The organism is Variovorax sp. GW821-FHT09A10, assembly GCF_059418385.1.
In genome coordinates this window covers 97,693-112,627 of the sequence record NZ_JBWKPT010000005.1, presented here as the reverse complement: position 1 = coordinate 112,627, position 14,935 = coordinate 97,693, and the positions used below count along the sequence as shown (strand labels likewise).

The window sequence follows — 14,935 nt, the reverse complement described above, 5'->3', positions numbered from 1 at the left end:
CGCCACAATCGGACGATGCGCTCTGGCCAGATCATCGTTCTCGTGTCCCCCGTGTTCTTTCTGCTGATCGCGATCGAGTTCGCGGTCGGCCGCGCACGCGCCCGGCGCGGCACCGGGCAGGACACCTACCGCCTGGCCGACGCCGTGAACAGCATCGGGCTGGGCATGCTGAGCCAGATCAGCGCAGTGCTCACGGGGCTTTTGCGCGTCGGCATCTACACCGCCGTGTACTCGGCGGTGGCGCTCTTTCCGCAAGAGGCGGCGGGCGAGTTCTGGACCACCTGGTACGGCTGGCTGCTGGCGCTGGTGTTCTACGACTTCTGCTACTACTGGCTGCACCGCATGGGCCACGAGTCGGCCGTGCTGTGGGCCGCGCACGTGGTGCACCACCAGAGCCAGCACTACAACCTGTCGACCGCGCTGCGCCAGACCTCGAGCGGCGCGCTGCTGGGCTGGATCTTCTACCTGCCGATGGCCGTGGCCGGCGTGCCGCCGCTGGTGTTCGTGGTGGTGTCGCTCATCGACCTGCTCTACCAGTTCTGGGTCCACACCGAACAGGTCGGCAAGCTCGGCTGGTTCGACCGCTGGTTCTGCTCGCCCTCGAACCACCGCGTGCACCACGCGGTGAACGACACGTATCTGGACCGCAACTACGGCGGCGTGCTGATCGTGTGGGACCGCCTCTTCGGCACCTTCCGCGAAGAAGACGAGCGCTGCGTGTACGGCACGCGCGGCGAGCTGAAAAGCTGGGACCCGCTGTGGGCCAACGCCGAGGTCTACTGGGCGCTCGCGAAGGATTCATGGCATGCGCGCCGCTGGTCCGACAAGCTGCGCGTGTGGTTCAAGCCGCCCGGCTGGCGCCCGGCCGACGTGGCGGCGCGCTACCCCAAGCCTGCTTTCGACATCGCAAAGGTCACGCGCTACGAGCCCCCGGTGAGCCGCGGCGTGCAATGGTTCGCGGGCCTGCAGTTCCTGGCGCTGCTGGCCGGCGTGACGGTGTTCCTCTGGTACTCCGACGCCGTGCCGCTGCCGCAGGCCGCAGTCTGGCTGGCCGCGCTGACGGCCGGGCTGTGGGCCGTGGGCGCGGTGCTGCAGGGCCGGCTGTCGGTCACCGAGGTGCTGCTGGTCGAGGCCGCCGCGCTGGCCACGGCGAGTGCAGCCCTGGGCATCGGCTGGCTGCACCTCCTCTTCAAGCCATTGGCGCTGGCCATCGCGATCGCCTTCGCGGCCCGCCGCGCGCAACGCCAGCCCGGCGGCATGACGCGCTTCGATGCGCTGCTGCTGACCGGCCTGGTCTTCTCGCTTGCAGGCGACGTGCTGCTGATGGGGCCGGCGAACCTCTTCGTGCCCGGGCTCGTGTGCTTCCTGCTCGCGCACCTGATGTACATCGCGCTGTTCCGCATCGGCGTCGGGCTGTTCCCGCGACCCCGCGCGCTGGCGGCCACGCTGCTGATCGGCGCGGGCATGTACGCCTTCCTGTGGCAGGGCGGCCTGCCGGTGGCGCTGCGCATTCCGGTCGGGTTCTACGTGGTGGTGATTGCCTGCATGGCGGCGCAGGCCATCGGGCGGGCGGCGGTGCTGCGTTCCAGCGACCCGGCCGCGCTGTGGGTGGCGGTGGGCGCCTGCTTCTTCATGCTGAGCGACGCGCTGCTGGCGATCAACCGGTTCGTGTCGCCGCTGCCGCTGGCGTCGCTGTGGGTGCTGACTACGTACTACACGGCGCAGATGTTGATCGTGCGGCACGTCCGGCGGTCGACGCCCTGACTTGCTGCTGAAGACGCAGCCCGGCCTGCTAGTCGGCCGGGCGCCCCATCGTCGGCGGGCCGATCTCGAACGATGCCGTCTGGATGAGGCCCTGGCGGACCACGTAGACGCACACCATCTCCACGGTGCCGATCCCCTCCGGGAAGTTGCGCGTCACCACCTCGTGATCGACAACGACATGCCCCATGACTGAGCGCTGCAACAGGCGTGCATGCAGGTCAGGCTCGGCAAAGCGAATCGCGGTCCGGGCGCGCAACTCGGCATGCCCGGCCGCCAGCAGCTTGCCTGCCAGTTCGAATTGCCTGGCGTCCTCGGCGTAGGTGGCCAACCACGCGTCGAGGTCCTTGGCGTTGTAGGCGGCCAGCTGGCGCTGCACCACGGCTTCGGGGGACGGATCGAGGGTCATGGACTCCAGCCTTGGTTCGACAGCGCAGCCCGGCGTCTCAGTCCGCGCAGCGCTGGATTTCGACCGTCGAGTGCCGGATCTCCTCATGCATCGAGAAGCACGCCCGCACCTGATCTGCGGTGAGCGATGCCGAATGCGTCACCACCGTGAGCGCGCAGGCGTACGCATCGCGGCCGACGCGCCAGACGTGCAGGTCGGCCACGCGGGTTTCGGAGTCGGCCAGCATCGTCTCGACACCTTCGCGGATTTCGGCGGTGACGGGGTGGTCCATCTCGCGGTCGAGCAGGACCTTGCCGGTTTCCTTCAGCAGGCCCTTGGCCCAGACGGCGACGAGCACGGCGCCGACGATGCCCATGGCCGGATCGAGCCAGGACCAGCCGTAGAACCAGCCGCCCAGCAGCGCCGCGATGGCCAGCACCGAGGTTGCGGCGTCGGCCACCACGTGCAGGTAGGCGGAGCGCAGGTTGAGGTCGTGGCCATGCGCGTGATCGTGATCGTGGTGGTGGTCATGACCGTGCCCGTGGTCATGGCCGTGATGGTCGTGCGAATGCCCCAAGAGCCGCGCGCAGACCAGGTTCACCACCAGCCCCAGCACCGCGATCGAGATGGCTTCGGGGTAATGGATGGCCACGGGCGACCACAGCCGCTCCAACGAGCCGATCACCATGAGCGCGGCGACGCCAAGCAGCAGCAGCGCGCTCGCGAAGCCGCCGAGCACCTCGATCTTCCAGGTGCCGAAGGCAAAGCGCGGGTCGCGGGCGTAGCGGCGCGCGGCGGCGTAGGCGAAGGCGCTCAGGCCGATGGCCAGCGCGTGCGAGCTCATGTGCCAGCCGTCGGCCAAAAGCGCCATGGAGTTGAACCACCAGCCGGCGCCGATCTCGACCACCATCATGGCGGCGGTGATCCACATCACGAGGCGGGTGCTGCGTTCGGCGGCGGCATTACCGGCGCCGAAATGGTGGTCGTGCTGCCAGGCGCTCAGGTCATGGGTGTGCATGGTTTTCTCTTCAGGCGCCGAACAGGTCCGGGCCGTCGGCGCGGCCCGAGGGCGGCACCACGCCCAGGTGGCGGTAGGCCGCGAGCGTGGCGATGCGACCGCGCGGCGTGCGTTGCAGGTAGCCCTGCTGGATGAGGTAGGGCTCGATCACATCCTCGATGGTGTCGCGCTCTTCGCCGATGCTGGCGGCCACGTTGTCCAGGCCGACCGGGCCGCCGTCGAAGCGGTGGATGACGGCCTCGAGCAGCTTGCGGTCCATGAGGTCGAAACCCTGCGGGTCGACGTCGAGCATGGCCAGCGCCTTGTGTGCGATGTCCTCGGTGATGCGGCCGTTGCCCTTGACCTCGGCGTAGTCGCGCACGCGGCGCAGCAGGCGGTTGGCGATGCGGGGCGTGCCGCGCGAACGGCGCGCGATCTCGAAGCCACCGGCGGCGTCGGTCTCGACCTTGAGCAGGCCCGCGCTGCGGCGCACGATGAGCGCCAGTTCTTCGGGCGTGTAGAACTCCAGCCGCGCCACGATGCCGAAGCGGTCGCGCAGCGGGTTGGTCAGCATGCCGGCGCGGGTGGTGGCGCCCACCAGCGTGAAGGGCTGCAGGTCGAGCTTGATGCTGCGCGCCGCGGGGCCCTCGCCGATCATGATGTCGATCTGGTAGTCCTCCAGCGCGGGGTACAGGATTTCCTCGACGACCGGGCTCAGGCGGTGAATCTCGTCGATGAAGAGCACGTCGTTCGGCTCGAGGTTGGTCAGCAGCGCCGCCAGGTCCTTGGGCTTTTCGAGCACGGGGCCCGAGGTCTGGCGCAGGTTGACGCCCAGTTCGGCCGCAATGATGTGCGACAGCGTGGTCTTGCCCAGGCCCGGCGGGCCGAACAGCAGCACGTGGTCGAGCGCCTCTTTGCGCTTGCGCGCCGCGCCGATGAAGATCTCGAGCTGCTCGCGCACCTTGGCCTGGCCGACGTACTCGTCGAGCAGCTTGGGCCGCAGCGCCCGCTCGATCGCCTCCTCGTTGGGCGAGGCGGGGGCGGCGGACACCACGCGTTGCGGGGCGGGGGCGAAATCGTCGGTCTGGATGGTCATTGGAGGTGGGTCTTCGGCGATGAGTTTAGTCCCTGGCCACACTGGCAGAATGCTTGTAGAACATAACAAGAGAGGGAAGTCAGAACGTGTCCATCTACGAACTGAAACCGCGTTTCCAGGCCTTGCTGCGACCGCTCGTGGTCCGGCTGCATGCGATGGGCGTGACCGCCAACCAGGTGACGCTGGCGGCCTGCGCGGTGTCGGTCGTGCTCGGGCTCTGGCTGTTCTTCGCCGCGCCCTCGCTGGCGGCCTTCGGACTGATCCCCGCCTGGATGTTCCTGCGCATGGCCTTCAACGCCATCGACGGCATGCTGGCGCGCGAGCACCACCAGCAGAGCAAGCTGGGCGCCTTCCTCAACGAACTCACCGACGTGGTCTCCGACGCTGCGCTCTACCTGCCCTTCGTGCTGGTGGCGCCGTTCGCGCCGTTCTGGGTCGGCACGGTCATCGTGCTGGCCGGGCTGAGCGAATTCGCCGGCGCGCTGGGCCCCACGGTGGGCGCCTCGCGCCGCTACGACGGGCCGATGGGCAAGAGCGACCGGGCCTTCGTGTTCGGCGCGCTCGGGTTGTATGTCGCCCTCGGCGGGCCGCTGCCGGGCTGGACCGCCCTGCTGATGCCGCTTGTGGCCGCACTGGTGGCCTGGACGGTCGTCAACCGCATCCGCCGCGCCCTGGCCGAGGCTGAAGCGCCCGCCGCCTGAAACACCCCCATACAAATAAGTAAAGAAGACCCTTCTTCATGACCCTTTCCACACCCCGCGTCGCCGCCGAACACCACTTCCGCACGCACGACGGCGAATCGCTGTTCTACCGCCACTGGCCGGCCACGGGCGCCGCGCGGCGCGGTGCCGTGCTGCTGTTCCACCGCGGCCACGAGCACGGCGCGCGCATGGCGCACCTGGTGGACGAGCTGGACCTGCCCGACTTCGACTTCTTCGCCTGGGACGCGCGCGGCCACGGCCTGTCGCCGGGCCAGCGCGGCTACAGCCCCAGCTTCGGCACCTCGGTGCGCGACGTGCAGACCTTCGTGCAGCACATCGCCGCCGCCCACGGCGTGCCCGAGCACGACATCCACGTGGTGGCGCAGAGCGTGGGCGCGGTGCTGATCGCCACCTGGGCGCACGACTACGCCCCCAAGGTGCGCGGCCTCACGCTGGCCTCGCCGGCCTTCAAGGTCAAGCTCTACGTGCCGTTCGCGCGGCCGGGGCTGGCGCTGATGCACAAGCTGCGCGGGCTGTTCTTCGTGAACAGCTACGTGAAGCCGAAGTTCCTCACGCACGACCCCGCGCGCATCGAGAGCTACAAGAACGACCCGCTGATCTCGCGCCCGATCGCCGTCAACATCCTGCTGGGCCTGTACGAGGCGGCCGACCGCGTGGTGGCCGACGCCAACGCGATCACGCTGCCGGTGCAGCTGCTCATCTCGGGCGCCGACTGGGTGGTGCACCACAAGCCGCAGCACCAGTTCTTCGAGCGGCTGGGCAGCGCCGTGAAGACGAAGACGGTGCTGCCGGGCTTCTTCCACGACACGCTGGGCGAAAAAGACCGGGCGCCCGCGGTGGCGTCGATCCGCGAATTCATCCTGCAGCGCTTCGACGAGCCGGCCGTGCCGGTCGACCTGCGCGAGGCGCACCTGCGCGGCAACACCGCCGACGAGTCGCGCGCGTTGGCCGAACCGCTGTCACCGCTGTCGCCGCGCGGCGCCTACTGGGCGATCACGCGCGGCGGGCTGCGCGTGGGCGGCGCGCTGTCCAGCGGCATCGCGCTGGGCCACGCCACGGGCTTCGACTCGGGCAGCACGCTCGACTACGTCTACCGCAACCAGCCGCAGGGCAAGGGCGCACTGGGCCGCTCGGTCGACCGCACCTACCTGGACTCCATCGGCTGGCGCGGCATCCGCCAGCGCAAGATTCATGTGGAAGAGCTGCTGCGCATCGCGATGGAGCGGCTGGTCGAGATGCACCGCGAGGTGCGGCTCATGGACATCGCGGCCGGCCACGGCCGCTACGTGCTCGACGCGGTGCTGGCCAGCCCGGTGAAGGCCAGCTCGGTCCTGCTGCGCGACTACAGCGACATCAACGTGCGCGACGGCACGGCCCTCATCGCCGAGAAGGGCCTGGAAGACGTCGCCCAGTTCGTGCAGGCCGACGCCTTCGACCGCATCAGCCTGGCGAGCGTGACGCCGCGGCCCACGCTGGCCGTGGTCTCGGGCCTGTACGAGCTGTTCCCCGACAACGAGATGGTGCGCCGCTCGCTCGCGGGCGTGGGCGACGCGGTGGAAGACCGGGGCTACCTGGTCTACACCGGCCAGCCCTGGCACCCGCAGCTCGAAATGATCGCCCGCGCGCTCACCAGCCACCGCCAGGGCGAAGCCTGGGTGATGCGCCGGCGCACGCAGGCCGAGATGGACCAGCTGGTCGAAGAGGCGGGCTTCCGCAAGATCGACCAGCGCGTCGACGAGTGGGGGATCTTCACGGTGTCGCTGGCGGTGCGCGTCGCGCAATGACCGCCCGGCGCGCGCCCCGGCCGTGGAAACGCGCCGCCGCGTGGCTGGTGTTTCTGGGGCCGCTGTTCTACGCGACTTATGGCTTCGCCAACTGGTGGGCCACCACGCGCGCCAGCGTGCCCTCGATGGCCTTCGACTGGGAGCGGCAGGTGCCTTTCTGGGCCTGGACGATCTTTCCGTACTGGACCATCAACGTCTTCTACGCGCTGTCGCTGTTCCTGGCGCGCGACCGCCACACGCTCGACCGGCATGCGCTGCGGCTGGTGAGCGCCACGCTCATCGCCTGCACCTGCTTCATCCTCTGGCCGCTGCACTTCAGCTTCGGCCAGCCGCCGGTGGAAGGCGCGCCGGCCTTCCTGTTCAACGCGCTGCGCGGCTTCGACCAGCCCTACAACCAGGCGCCCTCGCTGCACATCGCGCTGGCCGTGATCCTGTGGGACTGGTACCGGCGCTTCATCCGGCCGCTGTGGGCGCGGCTCGTGCTGCACGTGTGGGCCTTCGCGATCTGCGCCTCGGTGCTCACGACCTGGCAGCACCACTTCATCGACATCCCGACCGGCGCGCTGCTGGGCATCTTCTGCGTGTGGCTGTGGCCGATGGCGCGCCGGGTGTCGATGCTGCGCGCCTGGCGCCTGGCACGCGATCCGCAGCGGATGAAGCTCGCGGGCTGCTACACCGTGGGCGCCGCGCTGTGCCTGTTCGCGGCGCTGGCGACCGGCGGCGTGGCGCTGTGGCTGGCCTGGCCGGCGGCGGCGCTCGCGCTGGTGGCGCTCAATTACCTCGGCTTCGGCGCGCGCGGCTTCCAGATGGACGGCCACGGCCGCATGGGCTGGGCGGCGCGCTGGCTGTTCGCGCCCTACCGCCTGGGCGCGGCCCTGAACGCCTGGCTCTGGACGCGCAAGCTGCCCGCCTCGGTCGAGGTGGTGCCCGGCCTGCGCCTGGGCCGTCGCCCCACGCAGGCCGAATGGCTCGCCGCCGGCCAGCCCCGGCTCGTGAGCCTGTGCGCCGAGCTGCAGCTGCCGGCCGGCGTGCCGCCCGCCCGTGCGCGCTGCGTGCCGCTGCTCGACCTCGTGGTGCCGCCGCCCGTGCGCCTGCGCCGCGCCGCGGCCGTCATCGAAGGCCAGCGCCGTGCCGCGGCGGCCGACGGTTCGGCCGTGTGGGTCTGCTGCGCGCTGGGCTTCTCGCGCAGCGCCGCCGCCGTGATCGCCTGGCTGGGCCGCGACCATGGCCTGGCGCAGGCCGAAGACGCCGTGCGCCGCGCCCGCCCGCAGATCGTGCTGCGCGCCGCCTGGCGTGCCGCGCTCGAACCCCTTGGAACACCTTCGCGCCATGACTGACAACGAACGCGCCACCTGCACCACCCTGGCCGGCCTGCTGCGCGCGGCGGCCGTGCTCGCCTTCCTGGGCCTCGCGCTCACCTGCATCTCTGCACTGGTGCTGGCGCTCACGCTGCGCGGGCTCTCGAACACCGCCATCCTGGCCTTTGCCGCGGTGATGGTGCTGGGCGTGCTCGAACGCTACTTCGCCTTCCGGCTGCGGCTGGACCAGGCGCTGTTCGAAGGCCTGGCCAACGGCCAGATCGCTTCGCTGGGCGCGATGGACAACGCCCTGTCGGTGCTCGGGCTGCGCGACCCGCCGCCGCAGCCCAACGCCCGCGCGCTCGCCGACCGCGTGCAGGGAACCCGCCAACTGATGCAGCGCCACGCCATCGTGATCGCCTGCCAGAACGCGCTCTTCCTGCTCGCCCTCATGACACAGGAACTCGCTTGAACAACGACAACGGCAACAACAAGAACGACAGCAGCAGCAGCGACGACAGCGCCCGGCCAAGCGCCATCGTGCGCCGCGGGCTCGCGGTGGTGGCGGGCCAGCTCATCATCGGCGCGGCCGGCCTCTTGACCGGCGTGCGCGCCATCTGGGCGGGCACCACGCCCAAGGCCGAGCAGACGCTGTACTTCGCCAACCACACGAGCCACGGCGACTTCGTGCTGCTGTGGGCCACGCTGCCCTCCGACCTGCGCGCGCTCACGCGGCCCGTGGCCGGCCAGGACTACTGGGAGGCCTCGAAGCTGCGCAACTTCATCGGCAAGGACGTGTTCAACGCGCTCATGATCCGCCGCGACGGCTCGGGCCAGGGCGGCAACCCGGTCGACCAGATGAAGGAGGCGCTGGAAGGCGGCGACTCGCTCATCATGTTCCCCGAGGGCACGCGCAACACGGGCGACGACATCCTGCTGCCGCTGAAAAGCGGCCTCTTCCACCTGGCGCGCGCCTGCCCCACCGTGCGGCTGGTGCCGGTGTGGATCGAGAACTTGAAGCGCGTGCTGCCCAAGGGCACGCTGGTGCCGATCCCGCTGGCCTGCACGGTGCGCTTCGGCGCGCCGATCCGGCTCGAGGAAGGCGAAGACAAGGTCGCCTTCCTTGCCCGCGCACGCACGGCCATGCTCGATCTGCGCCCGGAGTACGACCGCATCGAACAAAACGGAGGGACCGCCTCGTGATCGAAATGTCCCCCTTCGCCTGGACCACCTTCAAGCTCTTCGGCGGCGTCTTCGGCGTGCTCGTGCTGGCCTCGACCATCGGCGCGCTGCTCAAGTGGCGCGTGGCGAACGGCCAGCCGCACTCGGTGATCGACAACCTCAACTCGCGCGTCAACGCGTGGTGGGTGATGGTGGCGGTGATCGGCCTGGCCTTTGCCTTCGGCAAGGGCGGCGTGATCGTTCTGTTCTACCTGATCTCGTTCTATGCGCTGCGCGAGTTCATCAGCCTGGCCTACACGCGGCGCGGCGACCACGGCGCGATCGCGCTGGCCTTCTTCGTGGCGCTGCCGGGCCAGTACTTCCTGATCTGGATCGACTGGTACGGGCTGTATTCGATCTACATCCCGGTCTACGCCTTCCTGCTGCTGCCCATCCTGGCGGCCGTGGGCGGCGACACGCAGCGCTTCCTGGAGCGCACCTCGAAGATCCAGTGGGGCCTGATGGTGTGCGTGTTCTGCATCAGCCACGTGCCGGCGCTGCTCACGTTGCAGATCCCGGGCTTCGAGGGCCGCAACCTGCTGCTGATCGCCTTCCTGGTCATCGTGGTGCAGGGCAGCGACGTGCTGCAGTACGTGTGGGGCAAGCTCTTCGGCAAACGCAAGGTGGCGCCCGAGCTCTCGCCGTCGAAGACCTGGGAAGGCCTGATCGGCGGCGTGGCCAGCGCCACCGCGATGGGCGCGGCACTGTACTGGGCCACGCCCTTCAACCCGTGGCAGGCGGCGCTCATGGCCTTCATGATCTGCCTCCTGGGCTTCTTCGGCGGGCTGGTGATGTCGGCCATCAAGCGCGACCGCGGCGTGAAGGACTGGGGCTCCATGATCGAAGGCCACGGCGGCATGCTCGACCGGCTCGACTCGGTGATCTTCGCGGCGCCGATCTACTTCCACGCATTGCGCTACTGGTGGGTGCCGTGAGCCCGGCGGCGAAGAAGACCGCGGTCAAAGTTGACCGCATCGTCGACGACACGCCGCTGGAATGCGCCGACGCCGCCGCGCTGCTGCGTTGGTACAAGAAACACCACGCCACACACGCCGGCGTCTGGCTGCGCATCGCGAAGAAGGCCAGCGGCATCGCCTCGGTCGACCACCCCGAGGCGCTGGAGATCGCGCTGTGCTTCGGCTGGATCGACGGCCAGCGCAAGAGCCAGGACGCGCAGTTCTTCCTGCAGCGCTTCACGCCGCGCACCGCGCGCAGCATCTGGTCGAAGATCAACCGCGACAAGGCCCTGAAGCTCATCGACGAGGGCCGCATGCAGCCCGGTGGCCTGGCCGAGGTGGAGCGTGCCCGCGCCGACGGCCGCTGGGAGGCGGCCTACGACGCCCCGAGCGTGGCCACCGTGCCGCCCGACCTGCAGGCCGCGCTCGACGCCAACCGCACCGCCAAGGCCTTCTTCGCCACGCTCGATGCGCGCAACCGCTTCGCCGTGCTGTTCCGCACGCAGGGCGCGAAGAAGCCCGAGACGCGCGCCCGGCGCATCGCGCAGTTCGTCGAGATGCTCGCCAAGGGCGAGAAGATCCACCCCTGAGCCTGCGCGCAGGGGTGCCCGCCGCTCACTGCGGCCCGGTGCCCGTCGCGATGACCGCGAGCTGGTCGGGGTCCACGATGCGGATGCGCTTGTAGCTCATGTCGATCACGCCTTCCGCGACCAGCCGCCCCAGCTCCTTGTTGATGGTCTGGCGCGACAGCCCCAGCATCGCTGCGAGGTCGTTCTGCGACAGCCGCACCGGCAGGCTCGCGGCGGCCTCCACCTGCATGCCGTAGAAGTGGATCACGCTCATCAGCGTGGCGGCCACGCGCCCGCGCACCGAGTTCAGCATCTGGTTCTGCAGCAGCACCACGCTCAGCCGCTGGCGCTTCAGGCCCAGCCGGGCCACGCCGCGCCACAGCGCGGGCTCGGCGTCGAGCACCGCGATCACGGCGTCGCTGGGCAGGTGGACGATCACCGAGTCTTCGTGCGCGTGGTAGTCGTAGGGCAGCGGCACGTCCTCGAGCAGGCGCACCAGCGGCGCCACCTGGCCGGGGCCGAGCAGCGCGTTGACGTACTTGCGCCCCTGCGGGCTCATGCTGCTGATCTCCAGGCAGCCTGACACCACCGCCAGCAGCTCGCGCTTGTGGCGGTCGCGCGCCAGCACCTGCGTGCGGCGGCGGTAGCGCACCAGCCGCGCCGACTTCATGAGCTCGGCACGGCGCGCGTCGGGCCATTGGGAAAACAGCTCGTTCCAGCGCAGCGCGCGGTCGAGCAGCTCGGCGCTGTCTTCGGCGTCGGGAGGGGGGGTTGCAGGTGGTCGGGTCAGCGGGTTCTCCCTGCCCTGGTGTTCACGAATCTGTCAAAGCGTTGACAGATTCGGGGGCCCTTCATTTCTATCGTAAGCCCCGGACATCGACAAGCACACAGGCGGCACCGCCTAGCGGCTCGCCACACCGGAGACAACCCAAATGAAGAAGACAGCCACCGCGGCCCTCGCGCTCGCGGCCTGCGCCCTTGCGTCCGCGCAAAGCACCGTGAGCGTCTACGGCACGCTCGACCTGTACGTGGCGCACGCCAGGTCGGGCCCCGCCTCCTCCATGCGGCTGGAGGACGGCGGCCAGACCGCCTCGCGCATCGGCTTTCGCGGCACCGAGGACCTGGGCGGCGGCCTGGGCGCGCACTTCACGCTGGAGAGCGGCTTTGCGCCCGACACCGGCAACGGCACGCTGCCCGGCCCCGCGATGTCGTTCAGCCGGCAGTCCTTCGTCGGGTTCTCGGCGCCGTGGGGGCAGATCGACGCAGGCCGCATGTACACGCCGATGTTCTACGCGCTGTTCAAGGCCGACCCCTACGGCCTGAACTCGGTGTTCTCGCCCATCAACCTGGTGGCCGCCACCGACGCGCAACCGGGCCTCACGCCCTTCGCGGCCCGCGCCAGCAACATGGTGCGCTACCGCACGCCGGCCAGCATGGAGTTCTTCGCCGACCTGGCCTACGCGCCCGGCGAATCGAGCGCGCCGAGCCACCAGAGCGGCAACGTCTACGGCGGCAACATCGGCTGGGCGCGCAAGCCGTACTACATCGCCTATGCCTTCCAGCGCGCGCGCTCGGGCACCGGTGCGGCGCCGGTGGCCTCGCCCAGCACCACGACCTACCAGGCGCTGACCGGCTCCTACGAGCTGCCCTCGATCGGCCTGCAGCTGTACGCCAGCTACGTGCGCAACGCCTCGAGCCTGCCCCACGTGCCGACCGCGAAGCTCGTGAACCTGGGCGCCACCTACAACGTGACGCCGGCCTCGAACCTGATCTTCGGCGCCACGCAGCGCAAGGTGGCCGAGAGCGAACGCTCGCAGCTGGCCTGGACGCTGGGCTACGACTACTACCTGAGCAAGCGCACCGTGGTCTACGCGCGCTGGCTGCGCCTGCTGAACCGGCACGGCGCCTCGGCCTCGCTCGCGACCATCCCGGTGGTGGCCAACAGCGGCAACGACGTGCGCGTGCTGGCCACCGGCATCCGCCACAACTTCTGACTTCCGAACCCTTCGCCATGCCCATGGACTTCTTCTCTTCGCAAGCCGAATCCCTCTCGGCGCTGTTCGCGCCGCGTGCCATCGCGGTGGTCGGCGCCTCGTCCAACGCGCAGAAGATCGGCGGCATTCCCGTCGACTACCAGCGCCGCTTCGGCTTCGAGGGCGCGCTGTACCCGGTCAACCCGAACGCCGACCGCATCCAGGACCTGCCGGCCTACCCGAGCCTGCGCGCCATCGGCCAGCCGGTGGACCTGGCCATCCTCGCGGTGCCCTCGGCGCTGGTCGACGGCGCGCTCGACGACGCCATTGCGGCGGGTGTGAAGGGCGTGGTGCTGTTCTCCTCGGGCTTCGCCGAAGTGGGCGCCGAGGGCGCGGCGGCGCAGGCGCGGCTGGGCGACAAGGCGCGTGCCGCGGGCGTGCGGCTGGTCGGCCCCAACTGCCTGGGCTTCATGAACATCGCGCGCCACGTGTACGCCACCTTCTCGCCGGCGCCCGGCGTGGGCCGCGTGATGCCGGGGCGCATCGGGCTGGTGAGCCAGTCGGGCGCGTTCGGCGCCTATGCCTACGCGATGGCGCGGGCGCGCGGCGTCGGCCTGTCGCTGTGGGCCACCACCGGCAACGAGGCCGACGTGCAGGTCGCCGACTGCCTGGCCTGGCTCGCGCAGGACCCCGACACCGACGTGATCATGGCCTACATGGAAGGCTGCCGCGACGGCCCCCGCCTGCGCGCCGCGCTGGCCCTGGCGCAGGCCAACGGCAAGCCCGTGGTGATGGTCAAGGTCGGGCGCACCGCGCTGGGCGCCGAGGCCGCGGCCTCGCACACCGCCGCGCTGGCGGGCGACGACGCGGTGTACGACGCCGTGTTCCGCCAGTACGGCGTGCTGCGCGCGCGCAACCTCACGGAGTTCTTCGACTTGGCCCACAGCGCGGCCGTGGCGGGCCGCCCGCGCGACCGCTCGATCGGACTGTTCACGCTCTCGGGCGGCGTCGGCGCGCTGATGGCCGACGAGGCCTCGGCCCAGGGCCTGGACGCCCGGCCGCTGAGCGAGGCCGCGCAGGACACGCTGCGCCGCTGGGTGCCCTTCGCGGCGCCGCGCAACCCGGTCGACATCACGGGCCAGGTCACCAACGACATGACGCTGATCGATCGCACGGCGCGCGTGATGCTGGACGACCAGGGCTTCGCCTCGTGGATGGGCTTCCTGGCCGCCGCGGGCGCGTCGGACGCGTTCTGGCCGGTGCTGCGCTCCTTGGTGAGCTCGCTGCGCGAGGCCTATCCCGACACGCTGCTGGCGGTGAGCACGCTGCTGTCGCCCGAACGTCGCGCCGAGCTCGAAGCGATGCGCTGCCTGGTGTTCGCCGACCCGTCGGATGGCATCCGCACGATCGCCGCGCTGGCAGGGCTGAAGCCTGCGGCGGCAGCGGTTGCGGCGCCCGCGTCGATCCAGGCGCCGTTGACGCTCGCGCCCGGCACGATGTCCGAGCCCGACGCGCTCGCACTGCTGGCCGACGCCGGCGTGCCGGTGGTCGCGCACCGCGTGGTGCGCAGCGCCGACGAAGCCGCAGCCGCCGCCGAGGCGCTCGGCGAGGCGGTGGTGGTGAAGATCGTCAGCGCCGACATCCCGCACAAGTCGGACGTCGGCGGCGTGGCGCTCGGGCTGCGCGGTGCGGCGCAGGCGCGCGCGGCCTTCGAGCGCACGCGCGACCTCGCGCGCACCGCACGGCCCGAGGCGCGGCTCGACGGCGCCTTGGTGGCGCGCATGCTGAGCGGCGGCGTCGAATGCATCGCGGGCGTGCACCGCGACCCGGTGTTCGGGCCGGTGCTGATGTTCGGACTGGGCGGCATCCACGTCGAGACGCTGCGCGACGTGTCGCTGCGCGCGCTGCCGATCGCGCGCGACGACGCGCTGGCCATGGTGCGCGAACTGCGCGCCTTCGCGATCCTGAACGGCGCACGCGGCCGCCTGCCGGTCGACCTCGGTTCGATCGCCGACGCGCTGTGCGCGCTGGCCGACTTCGCGCAGCGCGCAGGCGACTCGCTCGACAGCGCCGAGATCAACCCGCTGATCGCACGCCCGCGGGCCGAGGGCGGCTGCGTGGCGGTCGACGCGCTGGTCGTCGGCCGCGCGCCCTGAAGCACAACAACCAC

The 14,935-nt window shown here is 70.5% G+C and carries 14 protein-coding genes; 10 read left to right on the top strand and 4 right to left on the bottom strand.

The window, feature by feature from the left end; all coding sequences use genetic code 11:
- The first annotated feature begins 15 nt into the window (after positions 1 to 15).
- A complete protein-coding gene (locus AC07Q9_RS20170) occupies positions 16 to 1,764 on the top strand; it encodes a lysoplasmalogenase family protein (RefSeq protein ID WP_495311563.1) in 1,749 nt (582 codons plus the stop codon).
- A 28-nt stretch (positions 1,765 to 1,792) separates the two neighbouring features.
- Here AC07Q9_RS20170 and AC07Q9_RS20165 read toward each other — a convergent pair whose 3' ends face one another.
- From AC07Q9_RS20165 to ruvB, 3 genes are read right to left on the bottom strand one after another with little or no spacing between them, the layout of a single operon-like run.
- Positions 1,793 to 2,170 carry a nuclear transport factor 2 family protein gene (locus AC07Q9_RS20165; protein ID WP_495311562.1) on the bottom strand — a complete coding sequence of 126 codons (378 nt, stop codon included), beginning with the start codon at positions 2,168 to 2,170 and terminating at the stop codon, positions 1,793 to 1,795.
- 37 nt (positions 2,171 to 2,207) lie between these two features.
- Positions 2,208 to 3,167 (bottom strand): CDF family Co(II)/Ni(II) efflux transporter DmeF, encoded by a 960-nt coding sequence (gene dmeF, locus AC07Q9_RS20160; protein WP_495311560.1) that lies wholly within the window; start codon positions 3,165 to 3,167, stop codon positions 2,208 to 2,210.
- Positions 3,168 to 3,177: 10 nt separating this feature from the next.
- Positions 3,178 to 4,242, bottom strand: a complete 1,065-nt coding sequence (gene ruvB / locus AC07Q9_RS20155; RefSeq protein ID WP_062482092.1) for a Holliday junction branch migration DNA helicase RuvB — start codon at positions 4,240 to 4,242, stop codon at positions 3,178 to 3,180.
- 86 nt (positions 4,243 to 4,328) lie between these two features.
- Here ruvB and AC07Q9_RS20150 point away from each other — a divergent pair, with 86 nt between their 5' ends.
- The 7 genes from AC07Q9_RS20150 (at position 4,329) to AC07Q9_RS20120 (ending at position 10,813) form a co-directional block, all read left to right on the top strand.
- A complete protein-coding gene (locus tag AC07Q9_RS20150; protein WP_495311559.1) occupies positions 4,329 to 4,943 on the top strand; it encodes a CDP-alcohol phosphatidyltransferase family protein in 615 nt (204 codons plus the stop codon).
- Positions 4,944 to 4,981: 38 nt separating this feature from the next.
- Positions 4,982 to 6,748 (top strand): bifunctional alpha/beta hydrolase/class I SAM-dependent methyltransferase, encoded by a 1,767-nt coding sequence (locus AC07Q9_RS20145; protein ID WP_495311557.1) that lies wholly within the window; start codon positions 4,982 to 4,984, stop codon positions 6,746 to 6,748.
- Positions 6,745 to 8,085, top strand: coding sequence for a phosphatase PAP2/dual specificity phosphatase family protein (locus tag AC07Q9_RS20140; RefSeq protein WP_495311556.1), 1,341 nt, complete (start codon positions 6,745 to 6,747; stop codon positions 8,083 to 8,085). The genes AC07Q9_RS20145 and AC07Q9_RS20140 overlap by 4 nt, the downstream gene beginning before the upstream one ends.
- Complete coding sequence (locus AC07Q9_RS20135; RefSeq protein WP_070062860.1) at positions 8,078 to 8,518, top strand: hypothetical protein; 441 nt, start codon at positions 8,078 to 8,080, stop codon at positions 8,516 to 8,518. Before AC07Q9_RS20140 ends, AC07Q9_RS20135 begins: the two co-directional genes overlap by 8 nt.
- 65 nt (positions 8,519 to 8,583) lie before the next feature.
- The gene (locus tag AC07Q9_RS20130; protein ID WP_495311748.1) at positions 8,584 to 9,249 is read left to right on the top strand and encodes a lysophospholipid acyltransferase family protein; all 666 of its coding nucleotides are present in this window, start codon (positions 8,584 to 8,586) and stop codon (positions 9,247 to 9,249) included.
- 5 nt (positions 9,250 to 9,254) lie between these two features.
- A complete protein-coding gene (locus AC07Q9_RS20125; protein WP_495311747.1) occupies positions 9,255 to 10,202 on the top strand; it encodes a phosphatidate cytidylyltransferase in 948 nt (315 codons plus the stop codon).
- The gene (locus AC07Q9_RS20120; protein WP_495311555.1) at positions 10,190 to 10,813 is read left to right on the top strand and encodes a YdeI/OmpD-associated family protein; all 624 of its coding nucleotides are present in this window, start codon (positions 10,190 to 10,192) and stop codon (positions 10,811 to 10,813) included. The genes AC07Q9_RS20125 and AC07Q9_RS20120 overlap by 13 nt, the downstream gene beginning before the upstream one ends.
- 25 nt (positions 10,814 to 10,838) lie before the next feature.
- Here the strand turns inward: AC07Q9_RS20120 and AC07Q9_RS20115 are convergent, their stop codons facing one another.
- Complete coding sequence (locus AC07Q9_RS20115; RefSeq protein ID WP_223301435.1) at positions 10,839 to 11,462, bottom strand: Crp/Fnr family transcriptional regulator; 624 nt, start codon at positions 11,460 to 11,462, stop codon at positions 10,839 to 10,841.
- A gap of 262 nt (positions 11,463 to 11,724) precedes the next feature.
- Between AC07Q9_RS20115 and AC07Q9_RS20110 the strand changes: the two genes are divergently transcribed.
- Together AC07Q9_RS20110 and AC07Q9_RS20105 are read left to right on the top strand one after the other, a co-directional pair.
- Positions 11,725 to 12,786: a porin gene (locus AC07Q9_RS20110; RefSeq protein WP_495311554.1), complete on the top strand. Its 1,062-nt coding sequence runs from the start codon at positions 11,725 to 11,727 to the stop codon at positions 12,784 to 12,786.
- A gap of 23 nt (positions 12,787 to 12,809) precedes the next feature.
- Positions 12,810 to 14,921: an acetate--CoA ligase family protein gene (locus AC07Q9_RS20105; protein ID WP_495311746.1), complete on the top strand. Its 2,112-nt coding sequence runs from the start codon at positions 12,810 to 12,812 to the stop codon at positions 14,919 to 14,921.
- Positions 14,922 to 14,935 lie beyond the last annotated feature (14 nt).